Annotated in this window: 15 protein-coding genes and 1 pseudogene; 5 read left to right on the forward strand and 11 right to left on the reverse strand. The window is 61.4% G+C overall.

Annotated features, from left to right (window positions below; genetic code table 11):
- Positions 1-13: 13 nt before the first annotated feature.
- Together groL and ACTJKE_RS13245 are read right to left on the reverse strand one after the other, a co-directional pair.
- Positions 14-1642, reverse strand: a complete 1629-nt coding sequence (groL, locus tag ACTJKE_RS13240) for a chaperonin GroEL (protein WP_113514194.1) — start codon at positions 1640-1642, stop codon at positions 14-16.
- Positions 1643-1696: 54 nt separating this feature from the next.
- Positions 1697-2010, reverse strand: a pseudogene (locus ACTJKE_RS13245) (co-chaperone GroES).
- On the opposite strand from ACTJKE_RS13245, the gene ACTJKE_RS13250 reads away from it, so the two are divergent.
- The 3 genes from ACTJKE_RS13250 (at position 1990) to ACTJKE_RS13260 (ending at position 3441) form a co-directional block, all read left to right on the forward strand.
- Positions 1990-2172 (forward strand): hypothetical protein, encoded by a 183-nt coding sequence (locus tag ACTJKE_RS13250; RefSeq protein ID WP_156436956.1) that lies wholly within the window; start codon positions 1990-1992, stop codon positions 2170-2172. The pseudogene ACTJKE_RS13245 and the gene ACTJKE_RS13250 sit on opposite strands and share 21 nt — an antisense overlap.
- Before the next feature lie 198 nt (positions 2173-2370).
- Positions 2371-2832: an Hsp20 family protein gene (locus ACTJKE_RS13255; protein WP_440639252.1), complete on the forward strand. Its 462-nt coding sequence runs from the start codon at positions 2371-2373 to the stop codon at positions 2830-2832.
- A gap of 99 nt (positions 2833-2931) precedes the next feature.
- Positions 2932-3441 carry an Hsp20/alpha crystallin family protein gene (locus tag ACTJKE_RS13260; RefSeq protein WP_058328619.1) on the forward strand — a complete coding sequence of 170 codons (510 nt, stop codon included), beginning with the start codon at positions 2932-2934 and terminating at the stop codon, positions 3439-3441.
- A 246-nt stretch (positions 3442-3687) separates the two neighbouring features.
- On the opposite strand, the gene ACTJKE_RS13265 is transcribed toward ACTJKE_RS13260, so the two are convergent.
- Together ACTJKE_RS13265 and ACTJKE_RS13270 are read right to left on the reverse strand one after the other, a co-directional pair.
- Positions 3688-5586, reverse strand: a complete 1899-nt coding sequence (locus ACTJKE_RS13265; RefSeq protein ID WP_440639254.1) for an adenylate/guanylate cyclase domain-containing protein — start codon at positions 5584-5586, stop codon at positions 3688-3690.
- 290 nt (positions 5587-5876) lie between these two features.
- Positions 5877-7202: an NAD(P)/FAD-dependent oxidoreductase gene (locus ACTJKE_RS13270; RefSeq protein ID WP_440639256.1), complete on the reverse strand. Its 1326-nt coding sequence runs from the start codon at positions 7200-7202 to the stop codon at positions 5877-5879.
- Positions 7203-7435: 233 nt separating this feature from the next.
- On the opposite strand from ACTJKE_RS13270, the gene ACTJKE_RS13275 reads away from it, so the two are divergent.
- A complete protein-coding gene (locus ACTJKE_RS13275; RefSeq protein ID WP_057249969.1) occupies positions 7436-7912 on the forward strand; it encodes an Lrp/AsnC family transcriptional regulator in 477 nt (158 codons plus the stop codon).
- Between the two features lie 156 nt (positions 7913-8068).
- On the opposite strand, the gene ACTJKE_RS13280 is transcribed toward ACTJKE_RS13275, so the two are convergent.
- The 7 genes from ACTJKE_RS13280 to ACTJKE_RS13310 form a co-directional block, all read right to left on the reverse strand.
- Positions 8069-9724 (reverse strand): ABC transporter ATP-binding protein, encoded by a 1656-nt coding sequence (locus tag ACTJKE_RS13280; protein WP_058328622.1) that lies wholly within the window; start codon positions 9722-9724, stop codon positions 8069-8071.
- Positions 9724-10587, reverse strand: a complete 864-nt coding sequence (locus ACTJKE_RS13285; protein WP_057249972.1) for an ABC transporter permease — start codon at positions 10585-10587, stop codon at positions 9724-9726. Before ACTJKE_RS13285 ends, ACTJKE_RS13280 begins: the two co-directional genes overlap by 1 nt.
- Positions 10584-11534 (reverse strand): ABC transporter permease, encoded by a 951-nt coding sequence (locus ACTJKE_RS13290; protein ID WP_058328623.1) that lies wholly within the window; start codon positions 11532-11534, stop codon positions 10584-10586. The genes ACTJKE_RS13285 and ACTJKE_RS13290 overlap by 4 nt, the downstream gene beginning before the upstream one ends.
- Before the next feature lie 85 nt (positions 11535-11619).
- On the reverse strand, positions 11620-13230 hold the full coding sequence (locus ACTJKE_RS13295) for an ABC transporter substrate-binding protein (RefSeq protein WP_113514196.1): 1611 nt from the start codon (positions 13228-13230) through the stop codon (positions 11620-11622).
- A 70-nt stretch (positions 13231-13300) separates the two neighbouring features.
- A complete protein-coding gene (locus tag ACTJKE_RS13300) occupies positions 13301-14014 on the reverse strand; it encodes an HAD-IA family hydrolase (protein ID WP_058328660.1) in 714 nt (237 codons plus the stop codon).
- Between the two features lie 242 nt (positions 14015-14256).
- The gene (locus tag ACTJKE_RS13305) at positions 14257-15633 is read right to left on the reverse strand and encodes an aspartate aminotransferase family protein (RefSeq protein ID WP_058328625.1); all 1377 of its coding nucleotides are present in this window, start codon (positions 15631-15633) and stop codon (positions 14257-14259) included.
- A gap of 13 nt (positions 15634-15646) precedes the next feature.
- Complete coding sequence (locus ACTJKE_RS13310; protein ID WP_058328626.1) at positions 15647-16483, reverse strand: GNAT family N-acetyltransferase; 837 nt, start codon at positions 16481-16483, stop codon at positions 15647-15649.
- Between the two features lie 319 nt (positions 16484-16802).
- Here ACTJKE_RS13310 and ACTJKE_RS13315 point away from each other — a divergent pair, with 319 nt between their 5' ends.
- Positions 16803-17471 (forward strand): haloacid dehalogenase type II, encoded by a 669-nt coding sequence (locus ACTJKE_RS13315; protein ID WP_058328661.1) that lies wholly within the window; start codon positions 16803-16805, stop codon positions 17469-17471.
- Positions 17472-17480 lie beyond the last annotated feature (9 nt).

The following is a 17480-nucleotide window of genomic DNA, read 5'->3' on the forward strand; positions in this document are numbered from 1 at the left end:
CCTATCATTGCAGTCAGAAGTCCATGCCGGCTGCCGGCATCGGCGGGAGCGGTACATCCTTCTTCGGCTTCTCGGCGACCATGGCCTCGGTGGTGATCAGCAGGCCGGCGACCGAGGCGGCGTCCTGCAGCGCGGTGCGAACGACCTTGACCGGGTCGATCACGCCTTGATCGTAAAGATCACCGAACTCGTTCGTTTGCGCGTTCCAGCCATAGCCAAATTCGGTCCTCTCGCGCAGCTTGCCGACAATGATCGAGCCTTCGGCACCCGCGTTCTCGGCGATCTGGCGCACCGGCGCCTCGATCGCGCGGCGAACAAGGTCGATGCCGTGCCTCTGGTCGGCATTCTCGGTCTGCGTGTTGTCCAGTGCCTTGACGGCTCTCAGCAAAGCGACGCCTCCGCCGGGCAACACGCCCTCCTCGACGGCCGCCCGCGTGGCATGCATGGCGTCGTCGACGCGGTCCTTGCGTTCCTTCACCTCGACCTCGGTCGAGCCGCCGACGCGGATGACGGCAACGCCGCCAGCAAGCTTGGCCAGCCGCTCCTGCAACTTCTCGCGATCGTAGTCCGATGTGGTTTCCTCGATCTGCGCCTTGATCTGCGAAACGCGGCCCTGAATCTCCGTCTTCGAGCCAGCGCCGTCGACGATCGTCGTATTTTCCTTCTCGACAACAACCTTCTTGGCACGGCCGAGCATATTGAGGGTCACGTTTTCGAGCTTGATGCCCAGATCTTCAGAGACTGCGGTGCCGCCGGTCAGGATTGCGATGTCCTCCAGTATGGCCTTGCGGCGGTCGCCGAAGCCTGGCGCTTTGACAGCAGCGATCTTGAGGCCGCCGCGCAGCTTGTTGACGACGAGGGTTGCGAGCGCCTCGCCTTCGACATCCTCGGCGATAATCAGCAGCGGCTTTCCAGATTGAACACCCGCTTCAAGAACCGGCAGTAATGTCTGCAGGTTCGAGAGCTTCTTCTCGTGGATCAGGATGTAGGGTTCCTCGAGCTCAACCCGCATCTTGTCCGGGTTGGTGATAAAATATGGCGAGAGATAACCGCGGTCGAATTGCATGCCTTCGACGACCTCCAGCTCCGTCACCGCGGTCTTGGCTTCCTCGACGGTGATCACCCCCTCGTTACCGACCTTTTCCATCGCTTCTGCGAGGAAGCGGCCAATCTCGATGTCCCCATTGGCCGAGATGGTGCCAACCTGGGCGATCTCGTCGTTCCTGGTGACTTTGCGGGCGTTCCGCCGCAGTTCCTCGACCACAGCTTCGACAGCTTTGTCGATACCGCGCTTGAGGTCCATCGGGTTCATGCCCGAAGCCACGGCCTTCGCGCCTTCCTTGACGATCGCCTGGGCGAGAACGGTTGCGGTGGTGGTGCCGTCACCAGCGATATCGCTGGTCTTCGACGCCACTTCCCGCACCATCTGTGCACCCATGTTCTCGAACTTGTCCTCAAGCTCGATCTCCTTGGCGACAGTGACGCCGTCCTTGGTGATGCGGGGCGCGCCGTATGACTTGTCGATCACCACGTTACGGCCCTTCGGACCGAGCGTAACCTTGACAGCATTGGCGAGGATGTCGACGCCGCGCAGCATCCTTTCGCGGGCGTCGGAATGGAATTTCACTTCCTTGGCAGCCATTTTTCTACTCCTTCCTCAGTCAGCATTCCTTGTTGGCATAGGTCCGAATTGGCACTACGCCGCATTGCTCGCTGCGGCGTCGACCTCCATTACGCCCATCACCTCAGATTCCTTCATGATCAGACATCCTCGCCATTGAGCTTGATCTCGGTGCCCGACCATTTGCCGAACAGGACGCAATCACCCACTTTCACTTCGAGTGGTCGCAGCTGCCCGCTTTCATCGCGCGCACCAGAGCCAGCGGCAACGACCTCACCTTCCTTTGGCTTTTCCTTTGCCGTATCTGGGATGATGATACCGCCGGCCGTTTTTTCCTCGGCCCCGATGCGGCGAACCAGGATACGGTCATGCAAGGGACGGAACGTCATTTCGCTCGCCTCATCGACAACCAGATTTTTCAACAAGTGTTCCGCGCCGCATTCGGAGCGAAACCGACGCGGGACGCCGAGCCTTTCGGCATCGCGCGCATTTCGATCTGGTTCCTGTTTTTTGAGTTTCAAGAGAGGGTCAAAAATTTTTTAGCACTCTAGCCTGTTGAGTGCTACCGGCATGAATTCATGAGAGTATTTCACGTCGCGGGCGGTTTGGAGGGTAGGGCTGCCTCTTGACGCAAGGCATCATGATCCCCACCTTATTCTTGTCGATGCCCAAGTGGGTTGACACCAGTCAGGGAGCCCAAGCTTCTTGGCGCTCCCTCGTACCTATGTTGCTCTACGGAGGATATAGCTATGAGAACAAACCCCGACTTTTCCCCCTTCTACAGGTCGAGCGTCGGCTTCGATCGCCTCTTCGACCTGCTCGAAAACGCCAGCCTCAACGCTGACAACTGGCCACCCTATAACATCGCCAAACTTGGCGAAGATGCATACCGCATCGCCATCGCGGTGGCGGGTTTTGCAGAGCACGAACTGACGATCACCCATGAATCGAACATGCTAGTGGTCAACGGCGCGAAATCCGAGGATGAGGAGGTACAGTACCTCCACCACGGCCTCGCCCTAAGGCCGTTTGCGCGCAAATTTGAGCTCGCCGATCACGTGATCGTCGAGGGCGCAAGGCTCGAAAATGGCCTACTCGTCATCGATCTCAAGAAGGAAATACCCGAGGAGATGAAGCCGCGTCGGATCGCCATCCACACCGAGATGGCGAAGCCAACTTCGAAGCAGATCGAAGGCGACGAAGCAGCCTAGCACGGGCGCGCGCTGTTCGACCCTCGCCAGTTGCCGAAACGCTGAAGGAAAGAAGTTGCGCCTAAAAGGAGGCAAAGAAATCGAAGAAAGGATGAAGTCATGAATGTGCGTGACCTGATCCCGTGGAGCCGTGGCAGCAGCCAGCTCCCGAGCAGCTATCGCGGTGATGAGATGGATCCATTTCTGTCGCTGCATCGCAATGTCAACCGTCTGTTCGACGAAGTCTTCCGCGGCTTCGCCCCGCCATCGTCGTTCGGTGGGCCATCGCCCTTCCGTGGTTCGTGGCCGCACGTGGAGATTGAGGAGAATGACAACGAGATCCGTGTGCTGGCGGAGGTTCCGGGCATCGATCCAGACGACATCGAAGTGCTGTTGGACGACGGCATGCTGACACTTCGCGGCGAAAGCAAATCAGAAACCGAGGACAAGGATCGCCGGTTCAGCGAACGCTACTACGGGCGCTTCGAACGGCGACTGTCCCTCGGCGGCCAGGTCGAGGAGGGCAGGGTCGCCGCAAACTTCAAGAACGGTCTGCTCACCGTGACACTACCGAAGACAGAAAAGGCGCGAGCCAACGTCAAGCGGATCACCATCGACAGCACCAGATAATCTCGACCGCTATAAAGCCAGCCGGGTGCGGACGTGCCCGGCTGGTTATTCGCCGGGCCGATGACGTCGATGGTGGAACCCGTTGCAGGAGGTAGACGATCCGGGGTGTTGACCGGAAGTTCTTGGAGCAAGTCAGCACCCAGCCAGCCAGAGGTCTACTTTGCGCCACATCTGGGGCCTTCGCGGTCAGTGAAACGGAGGTTGCGTTTCGGCCCGTTCGAGATGTTTGTCATCCGCGGCCGCCATTCAACGCGATTGCGGCGAAGCACACTCCGGCAGACGCAGCGGCTTTTTTATCTCCGCGAGCTCTTCCGCCTTGGCGCAATCAGGAAAGCCGACCAGCCGCATGGTTTCGATCAACCGCTGGCGCTCCGCTTCGTTGAATACGGGAATGTTGACAAATCCCTCGACGGTCAGATTGGGAAACCGCCTGAGTGCGTCCGTTACTGAGACCTTCGCCTCTTCAGTTCGGCCAAGAGCCACAAGCGCGCCAGAACGCATCACCCAGTGTTTCTTTCCATAGTTTTCAGGCGTCAAGCGGTCCAGCATCCGCAGGGCATCCTCATATCGGCCAGCCATGAAGTAGGCATGAGTGAAAATCCTGGCACTCCACATCGGGAAACCGGGATTGAGACTGACCGCCTTGTCGACTAGTTGCGCGGTGCGCTCAGGCTTGCCGAAGGTCGAGGCCCAATCGATATAGAAAGTCAGAACTTCAAACTGACCGGGCGCGAGGCGCAGTGCGGTATCGAACTCTGCCTTGGCGCGTTCGAATTCGCCTCTGTCACCTAAAATCATGGCGTAAACTGCATGCGCCTCGGCATCGCTCGGGTCGAGTTGGACGGCGCGCTCGGCAGCCTCGGCAGAGAGAGTCCGGTTCTTCTCGGGTTCAACCCCAAAACCGATCAAGACACCATGGGAATGGCTAAGTTCGACCCAGGCGCGGGCAAGGCCGGGGTCCAGTTCGACCGCGCGGGTGAGTAGCCTGACGGCCTCCTCGGCATCCGCCTGATTAACTTGCTCGAGCTTTTCGGTGCCGAGCAGATAAAGTTCGTAGGCATTGAGATTTTCGGGCGGCTTTCGGTGGGCGGTGATGCGGCCCGCCTCCTGGACCAAACCTGCGCCGCCGCCGAGGCGGTTCGCAATCTGCGCGGAAATTTCGATCTGGATTGCGAACAAGTCCTCGTCCGGCCGGTCCCAGCGCTGCGACCAAAGATGTTTGCCCGTTTTGGCGTCGATGAGCTGCGCCGTAATTCTTACGCGGTCAGTCTGACGCTGAATGGAGCCCTCGACCACAAATCCTGCGCCAAGCGCCTTACCCACTTCACTCGGCCCGGCTGGCTTGTCTCGGTATTGTTCAGTCGAGTTACGAGCGATTACCTGAAATTCAGGGAACCCCGCCAGATCGGTGATTATGTCCTCGGTGAGGCCATCGGCGAGGCGTTCGGTCGCCTCGTCGCCGCCGTAGTCGTCGAACGGCAGCACCGCTACCGACGGTTTGCCGCTTCCTGTCGCGGTTGGCCAGAATTGCCAGATCGTCCCCGCCAAAACCAGAATAAGGACTGGCACGGCTGCTGCTGCCCAAACCCAGCGCGGAGGCGATGACCGCGCTGGTTGGCGTGGGGCTTGTCCCTCAAGGATGACCCGGAAAGCCTGCACCGGTTCGGCCATATTCTTCACCCTCTGCTCGCCCATCGGCTCGAGGCCGAAAGCCAGCTTCTTCTCAACCTCTCTGACGACCTTTCCCGAGACACAGATGCCGCCCGGTTCAGCCAGTTGCTGCAGCCTGGCCGCGACATTGACGTCCTTGCCATACCGGTCCTCGCCCTCGACAATCACCTCGCCGAGATTGATCCCAATCCTGACGTGGATCCACTGGTCCTCGGGAACGGCGGCATTCCGTTCCGCCAGCCCGCGCTGCAGCGAGACGGCGCATTCCACGGCGTCCACCACGCTGCCAAATTCGGCGAGCATCCCGTCGCCCATTAGCTTGAAAATCTGGCCGTGATGGCGGGCAATCTCCGGTTCAAACAGTTCCTTGCGTCCGGCCCGAAGGCGCTCGAATGTGCCAGCCTCGTCGCGTTCCATCAGCGCGGAATAGCCCACGACATCAGCGGCGAGGATGGCGGAAAGCTTGCGGTCCATTGGTTCGGCCTAAACCCACAGGATTATAGGACGGGTCGCCCTCAAATGAAACGATAGACCTCAACAGCTTCAGGGGAACCCGCGTTTCATGCAACACTGCTACTCAACGCCGCAAGGCAGTCTCCCGGTGCAGCATGCCCATGTGAACCCAATTGTGGATCGCATAATGTATCGAAGGGAACCACTGGCCGTGGTCTCTGGAGCGCACTCGAGAAATCGAGCTGCTCTAGATGACCGCCAGGCGAAAGTCATCCATGATCGCAGGCCACAGCACCTCGGGCCCCGCCTCCCTAGAAATCGGCGACCTTACCCCAGGCAGATTTTCGGAAGCGGTCCGGATGGTACGCGCTTGGGTCGACGATTGGCTCGTCACCAGTGACGATGTCGGCGATCAGGTGACCGGCGCCAGGACCAATGCCGAAGCCGTGCCCGCTGAAGCCGGCGGCGAGGATGAACCCCGGTATGGCGGCGATTTCGCCGATGCCAGGCACACCGTCCGGCGTGCTGTCGATATAACCCGCCCATGCGGCGGTGATGCTGGTGTTCTTAAGGTCGGGCAGGAGGTCGAGCGCGCGCGAATGGGTGAGGCGAATAGTGTCTTTATCGAATGCAGGATCAAGGATGCGCATGCGCTCCATTGGCGTCGGGGCATCGAGGCGCCAGCGAGTCAGGCTCTCATGACCGGAACGGAAGCCTTCAATGCCGCCGGGTGCAAGGCTGCGCCAGCGCCGGGCGAACATCGGCAGAAACTGCGGCGCGAAACGCAGTTGCTGCGGCGTCGGATCGACACGGCCGCGGCCACTGATGGCGAGCGTGTAGCCGCCGTCCCCGCGGCGCGTCACCGAAACGGCGGCCGTATGCAGCGCATCTGGAAGGCGGATGGCGCCTGGCGAGACGGCCAGGATTGATGATCGGATTGCGGCTTGGGGAAAGCGGATGCCGAGCTGTCGGCAGAAGGAGGAGGCCCAGGCGCCGCCGGCAAGGATCGCCGTCTTCGTGCGGATGGTGCCATGCTCGGTAACGACACCAGAAAGGCGACCGCCTTCTGTCTCTATGCCGCGGGCGGCGCAGGACTGATGCACGGTGCCGCCGAGCTTGAGGATCGCACGTGCGACCGCGGGTGCTGCACTTGCCGGATCGGCGGTGCCGTCGGTCGGCGAAAAGACGCCCCCCTGCCACGGCTTTCCGGTGGCGCGGCCGCGGTCGGTCGCCTCGGCCCTGTCGAGCATATGCGTCGTGACGCCGAGCGTACGGGCAAAGTCGCGCCAGCGGGCCCAGCCGGCCAGTTCCTCTTCGTTGTTGCTGAGGTAGAACAACCCGCAGCGTCGGAAGCCGGTATCCTCGCCGCTCTCGGCGGCGAAACGCTCCCAAAGATCGAGGCTCTTCGTCGCCATCGGCAATTCGCGGGCGTCCCGATTCTGCTGGCGGCACCAGCCCCAGTTGCGGCTCGACTGCTCCGCGCCGATCCGGCCCTTCTCGACGACGGCTACCTTTAATCCGCGGCGGGCAAGATAGTAGGCAGCAAACACACCGACAATGCCGCCGCCGATTACCACGGCATCGGCGTCTTCGGGCAACTGCGGCGTTGTGTCGATGAGTTTCAGCGGTGCGGGCATGGCGTGACCTCGATTACCAGCACAGTCTAATGGCTATTGCGCAATGGCGTTGCCGGACTGCGGCCGGCGCGCAGCAGAAGATTCCGTATTGCGGGGGGAATGCCGCCCTTTCTGCTTTGGCCTATTGTGCCAAACGAAATCGACACGTCTGTCCAGTGTGTTAAGGTCCTAGCTGGGAACGTCGCAGCACAATCTGCTGTCCCGTTGGCCACATAGCAAGGGGAAGGCGCGCCATGAAACTCGACCGGATCGACATCAAGATTCTGTACGAACTGCAGAAGAATGGCCGCATCACCAATGTGGAACTCGCCGAGTTGGTTAACCTGTCGCCGAGCCCCTGTCTGATGCGGGTCAAGAAGCTGCAGTCGGAGGGTTACATTGAGGGCTATTCGGCGCAGATCAACGTCAGCAAGCTCGGGCAGACCCTGACGGTATTCACCGAAATCACGCTGAAGAACCATCGGCAGATCGACTTTGCCCGGTTCCTGGCGGCGATAGACAAGGTCGACAACGTTATGGAATGCCATCTAGTGTCAGGAGGCTACGACTACCTTCTAAAATTCGTCACGGCCGGGATCGGCGAATACCAGACGATCATGGAGCGCCTCACCGACATGGATGTCGGCATCGACAAGTATTTCAGTTTCGTCGTCTTGAAGTCGCCGATAGTCAAGGTGCACATGCCACTGACCAGCCTGTTTCGGATGTAGGATCTTCGGATCGGTTTGCGCCGGCTTGCGCGGCCGACGCTTGCGATTTCGCCCGCTCCTCTGGAGCCTCACCCGACAAAGCATGATGTCGTCCGCGTCTCCTTCTGTCCGCCTTCGGGCTGAGGCGATGACAGTAGATTGGGATGAGCCGGCGCCTCAGCGCCGGCAATAGGCTCGCACGAGCTCCGGATCCTGTTCGAGCCCATCGAGCCACGTGGGATCGAGCCTCGGCACCGACGAGAAGAGCAGTTGCGAATAGGGGTGTTGCGGTGTCTTGACCTTTGCCGGCGTGATTTCCTCTACCTTTCTGCCGCCATACATCACGACGATCTCGTCGCAGATCGCCTCCACCACGGAGAGGTCATGGCTGATGAAGATGTAGGAAAGACCGAGCTCGCGCTGCAATTCCTTGAGGAGATCGATGACGGCGGCCGCGACCACGGTGTCCAGTGCAGAGGTGATCTCGTCGCACAGGATCAGCTTCGGCTCGGCGGCGAGTGCGCGGGCGAAGTTGACACGCTGCTTCTGGCCGCCCGAGAGCTCCCCCGGGCGGCGATGACGCAGGTTGCGCGGCAGGCGCACCATGTCGAGCAGCTCGTCGATGCGTGCGCTGCGCGCCTTGGCATTCATGCCGTGATAGAAGGCAAGCGGCCGGGCTAAGATTTCCTCGACGGATTTCGCCGGATTAAGCGCCGTATCGGCATATTGGAAGACGATCTGCATTTCGCGCAGTTCATCGCGCGAGCGCGCGCGGGCGCTGCGGCCGAGTTCCTTGCCGTTGAAGACGATCTTGCCGACAGCGGCCGGCAATATGCCGGCGATGGTGCGCGCGAGCGTCGACTTGCCGCAACCGGACTCGCCAATGATACCGAGGTTGCGTCCCTTCTCCACCTTGAGACTGACATGCTCGACGGCGCGCACCAGGGGCAGGCCGTCGGCCTGGGCCTGGCCGTAGCCTGCGACGAGATTTTCGATTTCGAGCAACGGGGCCGGACCACTCTCTGCCGCGCCCGCAGCGCCACGGGATTTCGGCTCGAAGGCGGCGAGCAGCTCCCGCGTGTAGGGGTGCTTCGCGCCGTCGAGGATCTCTTTGGTGGTGCCGATCTCCTTGGTTTCTCCGCCCTTCAAGACGACGATGCGGTCGGCGATCTGGGCGACCACGGCGAGGTCGTGCGAGACGTAAACGCCGGCGATGCCGCCTTTCTTCATGACCGACTTGAAGGCGCGCAGCACCTCGATCTGCGTCGTCACGTCGAGCGCCGTCGTCGGCTCGTCGAAGATGACGAGCTTCGGGTCGCCGATCAGCGCCATGGCCGCAGAAAGCCGCTGCAACTGGCCGCCGGAGACCTGGTGCGGATAGCGGCTGCCAATCGTTTCTGGCTCAGGCAACGACAACGCCCTGAAAAGCTCGACGGCGCGGAGGCGCGCCTCGTCGGGCGACATAAGCCCATGAATTCGGGTGACCTCGATTACCTGGTCCATGATCGTGGCGGCCGGGTTGAATGCGGCGGCGGCTGATTGCGGAACATAGGTGACCTCGGTGCCGCGCACCCTCGCGCGCTGCTTTTCGCTCAGCGTCACCATGTCCTTTCCGGCGACGGAGACGCTGCCGCCGGAGATGCGACAGCCGGGGCGGGCATGGCCCATCAGCGTGAGCGCGATCGTCGTCTTGCCGGAGCCGCTTTCGCCGATCAGCGCCACGATCTCGCCCTCGCCAATGTCGAAGCTGATGCCGTTGATGATCTCGACGCGTCGGCCGGAATCGGTGGTGGCTTCGACCTTCAGGTCACGGATTTCTACGAGATTAACCATCATTCGCTCCGATCGCGGATCTTCTTTGGCAGGTTGTCGATCAGCAGGTTGACGCTGATGGTGAGGCTGGCGATCGCAAAGGAGGGAGCCATCACCGCCGGTGCGCCAAAGGGCAGGCCGCCGATGTTCTCGCGCACGAGAGCCCCCCAGTCAGCATAGGGCGGCTGGACGCCAAGGCCGAGGAAGGAGAGGCCGGAGAGCAGGAGAACGATGAAGACGAAGCGGATGCCGAGGTCGGCAAGTACCGGTCCGACGATGTTCGGCAGGATTTCCGAGCGGATCAGATAAAGGGTACTTTCGCCTCGGATGCGGGCGACGGTGATGAAATCCATCGCGTTGATGTTGACGGCAAGCGCGCGGGCGAAACGGTACGCGCCGGGGATATAGATCACCGACAGCGTGAGGATCAGCACGGGGATGGAGGAGCCGACGGCAGCGACGATCACAAGGCCGAACAGCTTGCTCGGGATCGAGCTGAGGGCGTCGAGGAAGCGGCTCAGGACCGTGTCGAGCCAGCCGCCGGCGACCGCTGCGATCATGCCGAGCATCACGCCGCTGAAGCAAGCGATCGTAACTGCCGCAAGCGAGATGCCGACCGTGTAGCGGGCGCCCATCAGGATTCGCGAGAGCATGTCGCGGCCCAGATAATCGGAGCCGAGCCAGAAGTCGCGGCTCATCGGGCCGAAGTAATCGAGGTCGACAATCTCGCCGACAGGGTAGGGGATGATCAGCGGCGCGAAGATCGCGATCAACACCCATAAAAGGATGACCGAGAGACCGACCATGCCGATGATGTTGAAGCGATAGCCGAGCCGGGTTCCGGAAATCCGGTCAGACTTGGTCTCAGAACTGGTCATTGTCATCGGAGCCTCGGATTGGAAAGGATGGCTATGATATCGGCGGCCGTGATCAGGAGCAGGTAGCCGAGGCAAAAGATCATCGCGCAACTCTGGATCAGCGGCAGGTCGCGAGTGGCGACGGCGTCGACCATCAGCTTGGCAATACCTGGATAGTTGAAGATCGTCTCGACAATGATGACGCCGCCGAGCAGGTATGAGAGCGAAAGCGCGACCGCGTTGACAATCGGGCCCAGAGCGTTCGGCAGCGCATGCCGAAACACGATGCGCGGCCGCGAGGCGCCCTTGAGCAACGCCATCTCCACATAGGGCGTGTTGAGCGTCTCGATCACCGCTGCCCGGGTCATGCGGATCATTTGCGCCGAGATGACGAAGGTAAGGGTGATCACCGGCATGGCATAGATGCGCAGGAGGTCCGTCAGCGAGGTGACTTCGTTCGCGAAGGAGAGCGCCGGTAGCCATTTCAGGTAGACGGCGAAGATTAACACCGCGGAGGTCGCTATCATGAATTCCGGCACTGAGATGACGCCGATCGTCAAAACGGTGACGGCGCGGTCGTACAGCGAGCCACGTAGCATCGCCGCGGTGATGCCGAGCGTCAGTGCGATCGGCACGGAAAAGAGCGCGGTGACGCCCGCGAGCTGCAGGGTGTTGATGAAACGCCCCGCAATCAGATCCGCTACCGGCATCTCATTGGCATAGGAGGTGCCGAGGTCGCCCTGCAGCAAACCAACGATCCAGCGCAGGAAACGGAAGATCGCCGGGTCGTCGAGATGCATGGCCTTGCGCAGACCTTCGACTGCCTCCGGCGTGGCGGCCTGGCCAAGCAGGATCGTCGCTGTGTCTCCCGGCAGGAGCGTCGTCGCGAAGAACACGGCGAAGGAGACGATCACCAGCGTGATCAAGGCGATGAGCAATCTGCTCAGCACGAGTGATAGGACACGGTTGTTCACGCGCGTTCCCTTTCGGCATTCGAGATTTCAAACCAAAAGAGTCGGAGCTGCAACCGCGCGGCTGCAGCCCCGACCGTTCGCCTCATCAGGCTTCGAGCCAGACATATTCCGCGAAAGCATAACCCATCTGGCCGCCAAGCGGGTTGGCTTCCAAGCCCTTGAGCTTGGCGGTGATCGCGTCGACGTTGGAGATATAGGCTGGAATGATGGTGCCGGCTTCGCTGGCGACCATCACCTGCATCTCGTTGTAGATCGCCTTGCGCTTCTCCTGGTCGAGCGAGCCGCGCGCCTCGATCAGCATCTTATCGAATTTCTCCGACTTGTATTGGCTTTCGTTCCACGGCGCTTCTGTAGTGTAGAGCAGCGAAAACAGGATGTCCGGTGTCGGGCGCGGGTTGATGTTGCCGAAATGGATCGGCGCCTTGAGCCAATAATTGTCCCAATAGCCGTCGGCCGGGACGCGCTGAACGTCGAGCTTCAGTCCGATCTCGGCAGCGGAAGCCTGGATGATCATTGCCATATCGATCGACGAGTTCGCTGCCTCGGATGCGATCACGGGGATCGACTGACCGAGAACGCCGGCCTTCTCGAAATGGAATTTCGCCTTTTCCGGATCGAATGCCCGCGGCTTCAGGTCGGCATTGTGGTAGAAGTTTGCCGGGGAAACCGGCTGGTCGTTGCCGACTTCTCCGAGGCCCCGGAGCGCCGACTTGACGATCTGCTCGCGGTTGACGAGATACTTCATTCCCTCGACGAAGTCCCGTTTGCTGCCGGGCTCCAAGTCCATGCGTATGTTGAGATTGGTGTAGTTGCCCGAGGTGGTTTTCGAGAGCACGAAGCCGTCGCCTTGGGCTTCGACCAGGCGCATCGAGCGCGGATTGATTGTAGCGGCGAGATGGATGTCGCCCGAGAGCAGTGCGTTGACGCGGGAGCTATCGTCGCTGATCGCGAAGTACTCGAAGGATTCGACGTTCGGGCCGGACTTCCAATAGTTCTTGTTCTTGATGCCGACCGAGCGCACACCGGGCTCGAAGACTTCTCTCACGAATGCGCCGGTGCCGTTGCCCTTGGAAAAATCCGTCGTGCCATCGGCGACGATCATGAAGTGGTGCATCGACAGGATGGTCGGCAGGTCTGCGTTCGGATTTGCGAGCGTGACTTCGACCGTCTGCTTGTCCACGGCCTTGAAGCCTGTCATCTGCGCGGCGATCTTCGCGACCTTCGAACCGACGGATGGATCGAGATGGCGTTTCAACGAGAAGACCACGTCGTCGGCGGTCAACGGCTTGCCGTCGTGGAAGGTGACGCCGCTCCTCAGTTTGACCGTCCAGGTCTTCGCATCCTTGGACTCGATCGCCTCGGCGAGCTCCATCTGCGGGGTGCCGCTCTTATCGAGGAAGGTGAGACGGTTGTAGAAGGAGCAGCAGCGGACATAGTCGGTGGAGAGCGATGCCTTGGCCGGGTCGAGCGTGTCGGCGGTCGAGGACGACCAGCCGGCGGCCTTGAGCGCCCCGCCGGAGACCGGCGTTGCGGCAACCGCGTTGGAGGCGCGGCCGAGCACTAGACTGCTGGCGGAGAGGGCAACGCCACCGGCGAGCATCATCTGCAGCAGTTCACGGCGCGTTGCTCCGCGGCGGATGGCGTTTTCTACCATGGTGTCGTCGGATCTGGTCCAATTGGTGATCTTGTCGTTCATGTCATTCCCCTTTTCGTCTGTTGGCGGGCTGCCCGTCTTCCGTGGGCTTAGACCCAATCCGGTGAACTGGTCAGCTACGTGCGACGGCCACGGCATCGGCAAGGTCGGCCATGGAGGTGAAGTGGTAGTCGGGCTCGGTGAACTCGGCCGGCTCTATGGTGCCGCCGTAACCTTTCTGCGCGTGGCGCCGCTCGATCCAGCAATTGGTCAGCCCAAGCTTCCGCGAAATGCCGATGTCGTGGTACTGGCTCTGGGCGACGTGCAGGACGTCGTCCTTCGAATTGCCTTCCGAGCCGATGAAGTCGAAAACCCTCTGAAAGAAGGCGGGGTCAGGTTTTTCGGTACTGGTATCGTCTGCGGTGAAGGCGGCGTAGAAGGGATCACCCAGTTCTTTCGCGAAGAAATCGAAGGCCCAGCGGCGCGCATTGGTCATAGCGACAAGCCGGTAATTCTTCGCAAGGCGCGCCAGCGCTTCCGTGCTGTCTTCGAACGCCCTCCAGTTCCCGGCGGAGTCCCTGAGACGCTCGCCATATTTCCGCTCAGTCGGAAGGCCGAGCTTCGGCGCGATTTCAAGATAGACACGCACCAGATCGTCCGGGAAGAGGTCGGCGTCCTTGGAGTAGCGCGCCGCGCGGTAGAGGCTCAGCGCCTCCTCGCCATCGATGGCGACACTGGCCTCGGCGGCGATGCCGGCGAGGCAATCCTTGAGGCCGCCCTCGAAGTCGATCAGCGTGCCGACGACGTCGAAGGTCATGTATTTGAATTCGGGCAGGCTCTTGTGCACATCGATTCCCCAGTTTTTTCGCGTCCCAGGTCGGAACGCCGACTTCATGAAGAAGAATATTCTGTTCCCGTCGGCGGGATGTTTTCCCCGCTCTTGCTGGAAAGGCCGCATATGCTGGGATCCGGCCCCTTCCTTGATTTGAGTTTGGCAGGTGTGCCGCGCCGGAGTCTCCGAAAGGGCGCCGTGGCGCGGCACAAAATTTCGAATATGGCGGTTCCGCGATATATCGCGTCAGTCGTCCATCAGGCCCTCAAAGCCTGGCGAACATCCGGGTCTTCCAAGGTCTCGTCCAATGTTTGGCGGGTGCGCTCGACAATCGCGTCGATCTCCGCCGCAGTGCAGCAGAGCGGCGGCGCATAGCCGAGCACGCCATTGGCGAAGGCGCGGATGACGAGGCCGTTTTCCCAAGCCCGGTCGAAGATGCGGCGCGCCGGTTCCGCGGTCGCCGGCAAAGGGGTCTTCCTTGACTTGTCGACGACGAGCTCGACGGCGGCAAGCATGCCGCGACCGCGCACGTCACCGACAAGGGGATGGTCCCTCAGGCTTTTGAGACCTTCCATCAGCCGTGCACCGGCCGTGACGCCGTTTTCCAAAAGGCCGTTCTCGTAGAGCCTCAGCACTTCGAGGCCGACAGCGGCGCTGACCGGATGCGCCGAATAGGTGTAACCGTGGCCGACGGCGGAAGCACCGGCGCCGTCGGCAATCGTCTGATAGACGTGATCGGCCATGAACACGGCCCCCATCGGCACATAGCCGGAGGTGAGACCTTTGGCCGTGGTGATGAAGTCCGGCACGATCTCGTCCTCGGTTGAGGCAAAGAGCGGTCCGGTGCGACCGAAGCCAGTGATCACCTCGTCTGCAACGAAGAGGATGCCGAGCTCACGGCAGAGTTCGCGCATCGCCTTCATCCAGCCCTTGGGTGGCACCAGCACGCCGCCCGAACCCTGGATCGGCTCTGCATAGAAGGCGGCAACACGCTCGGGGCCGATTTCCCCGACCTTGCGCCGGAGAGCAGCCAGCGACGCCTCGATGATCGCCTGCGGGTTCTCTCCCACCGGATTGCGGTAGGCATAGTGAGACGGAATTTTGTGTTGCCAGTCGAAGGGAACGCCGAAGCCGGCGTGGAAGGCCGGCAGCGCCGTTAGGCCGGCGCCGACCGTCGATGAGCCGTGATAGCCTTGCTCTACCGAAATGAACCGATCGCGTTGCGGTTCGCCGCGGGCATTCCAATAATAGCGGATGAAGCGGATCGTGCTGTCGACGGCGTCGGAGCCGCCGAGCGTGAAATAGACGTGGTTGAGATCTCCCGGCGCGCGCTCGGCGAGTTCCGAGGCGAGGCGGATCGCGGGCTCGGAGCCAAGCCCAAAATAGGCCGTCGCATAGGGAAGCTCGCGCATCTGCCGGGCGGCCGCTTCGACTATTGATTCGTGGCCATAGCCGGCATTGACGCACCAAAGGCCGGCAAAGCCGTCGATCAGTTGCTTGCCCGAAGCGTCGGTGACCGTCGCGCCTTTTGCCGAGGCGAGTACGCGCACGCCGAGTTTTTCATGGCCGCGATAGGAGGCGACCGGATGGATGAGGTGGGCGCGATCGAGTTCGATGAGGGAATTGCTGTACATGATGATCTCCGGATCAGCCGAGCGCCTGATTGGCGAGGGCGAAGGTGGTAGCGGCCGGGTCGGCAGCGCGGTGGATCGGGGGCTTCATCATGGCGATACCCCCGCCAACATGGGCGAGTCCTTGCTCGGCAAGCCAGAGAGAAAGGCCGGTATCGGCAGTGGTATCGAGCCTGATGAACCGGCCGGTTCGCGTGGACATGAAGTGGGCCACGAGCGCCTTGGCGTCTTCGAGATCTTCGGCGACGACGGGCCCGATGGCCTCGCCGCGGCCAAAGGGGCGGATGGCGCCGAACCCGCAAACGCGCCCGTCCCGGCGGATCACCGCGAAGTTGCCGACCTTCCCGAGATAGGCAATCATCCCTTCACGGTCGGCGCCGAAGGCGAGGCGGTCGAGCGCGACGATCGCTTCGATGTCGGCCGCGGTCGCCTGTTCCGTTTGCCCAGGCTCGGCGATTGCTCCGACGATGCCCTGATGCTGCAACACGCGACCCGTCTCGCGGAAGCCGAGCCTTTCGTATAGCGGCAGGCCCTCAGTCGTTGCCACGAGTCTGAGCGGACGATCGGCCGCTAGCCGCAACGCGGCGTCCATCAGCTTGCGACCGAGGCCGCGGCCGCGCATCGCCTCGTCGACGATGACCATGTTGATCGTCGCACAGCCCGACCTGTAAGGGGTGACGAGCACAGTGCCGACGACCCGGTCGCCCTCTATCGCGACGACGCCTTCGCTCAGGGTCAGCGCCATCTGCCAATCTTCAAAGCGATGTGGCCAGCCGGCCTGCCGGGAGAGCTTGACGGCGGCTTCAAGATGCTCAGGCCCGAAGGCGGCAATACCGATCTGACTTGTCTGCATGGCATTTCCTTCATTTTCTGCCCGCAAGTCTGAAGGAGTGCCGGCCGGCAGATCGTCTGAAGGCTTGGGCTCGCGCGGTATCTTATAGCTTTGCACCTACCGGTCGCCGCATCTTATGCTGGCAGGGAAGAGCGCTGGGAGGGCGCCGGGGCGGAAGACGCCGCTGACCACCAGCAGGCCACACAACCTTCTGCCAAAGCCGGCGCTCGATACGATAGATTCTGCTTCGAACGCCGCCAAATCAGGCGAGGCGATGGGAGGCGCAGCGCCTATGATCCTTACAGAATACCTGGTCCCGTCTTCTTTCAAGGATACGCACATGACGACCTTCCGTCCGAAATACATCACCTTCGACTGCTACGGCACGCTGACGAACTTCCAGATGGCAGAAGCCGCGCGCGACCTTTACAGCGAACAACTCGACGAACCGCGCATGGCGGAATTCATCAAGAATTTCGCGGCCTATCGCCTGGACGAAATCCTGGGCGCCTGGAAGCCCTATGCCGAGGTGGTGCACAATTCGCTGGAACGGACCTGCAAGCGCAACGGCATTAAATTCCGCGAGGAAGCTGCGAAGATGGTCTACGAGCGCGTGCCGACGTGGGGGCCGCATGCGGACGTGCCGGCGGGGCTTGCCAAGGTCGCCAAGGAGATCCCACTGGTGATCCTGTCGAATGCCATGAATTCGCAGATCATGTCGAATGTCGAAAAGCTTGGCGCACCCTTCCACGCGGTCTACACCGCCGAACAGGCGCAGTCCTACAAACCGCGCTTTAAGGGCTTCGAATACATGCTCGATATGCTCGGCTGTGGTCCGCAGGACATTCTTCACTGCTCGTCCTCGTTCCGCTACGACCTGATGTCGGCGCACGACCTCGGCATCAAGAACAAAGTCTGGGTCAATCGCGGTCACGAGCCGGCCAATCCCTACTACGGCTATGTCGAGATCGCCGACATCTCCGGCCTGCCGGGCGTCGTCGGTCTTTAGAAAAGGCGG

Source organism: Ensifer sp. 22521, assembly GCF_052044795.1.
Classification (GTDB): domain Bacteria; phylum Pseudomonadota; class Alphaproteobacteria; order Rhizobiales; family Rhizobiaceae; genus Ensifer.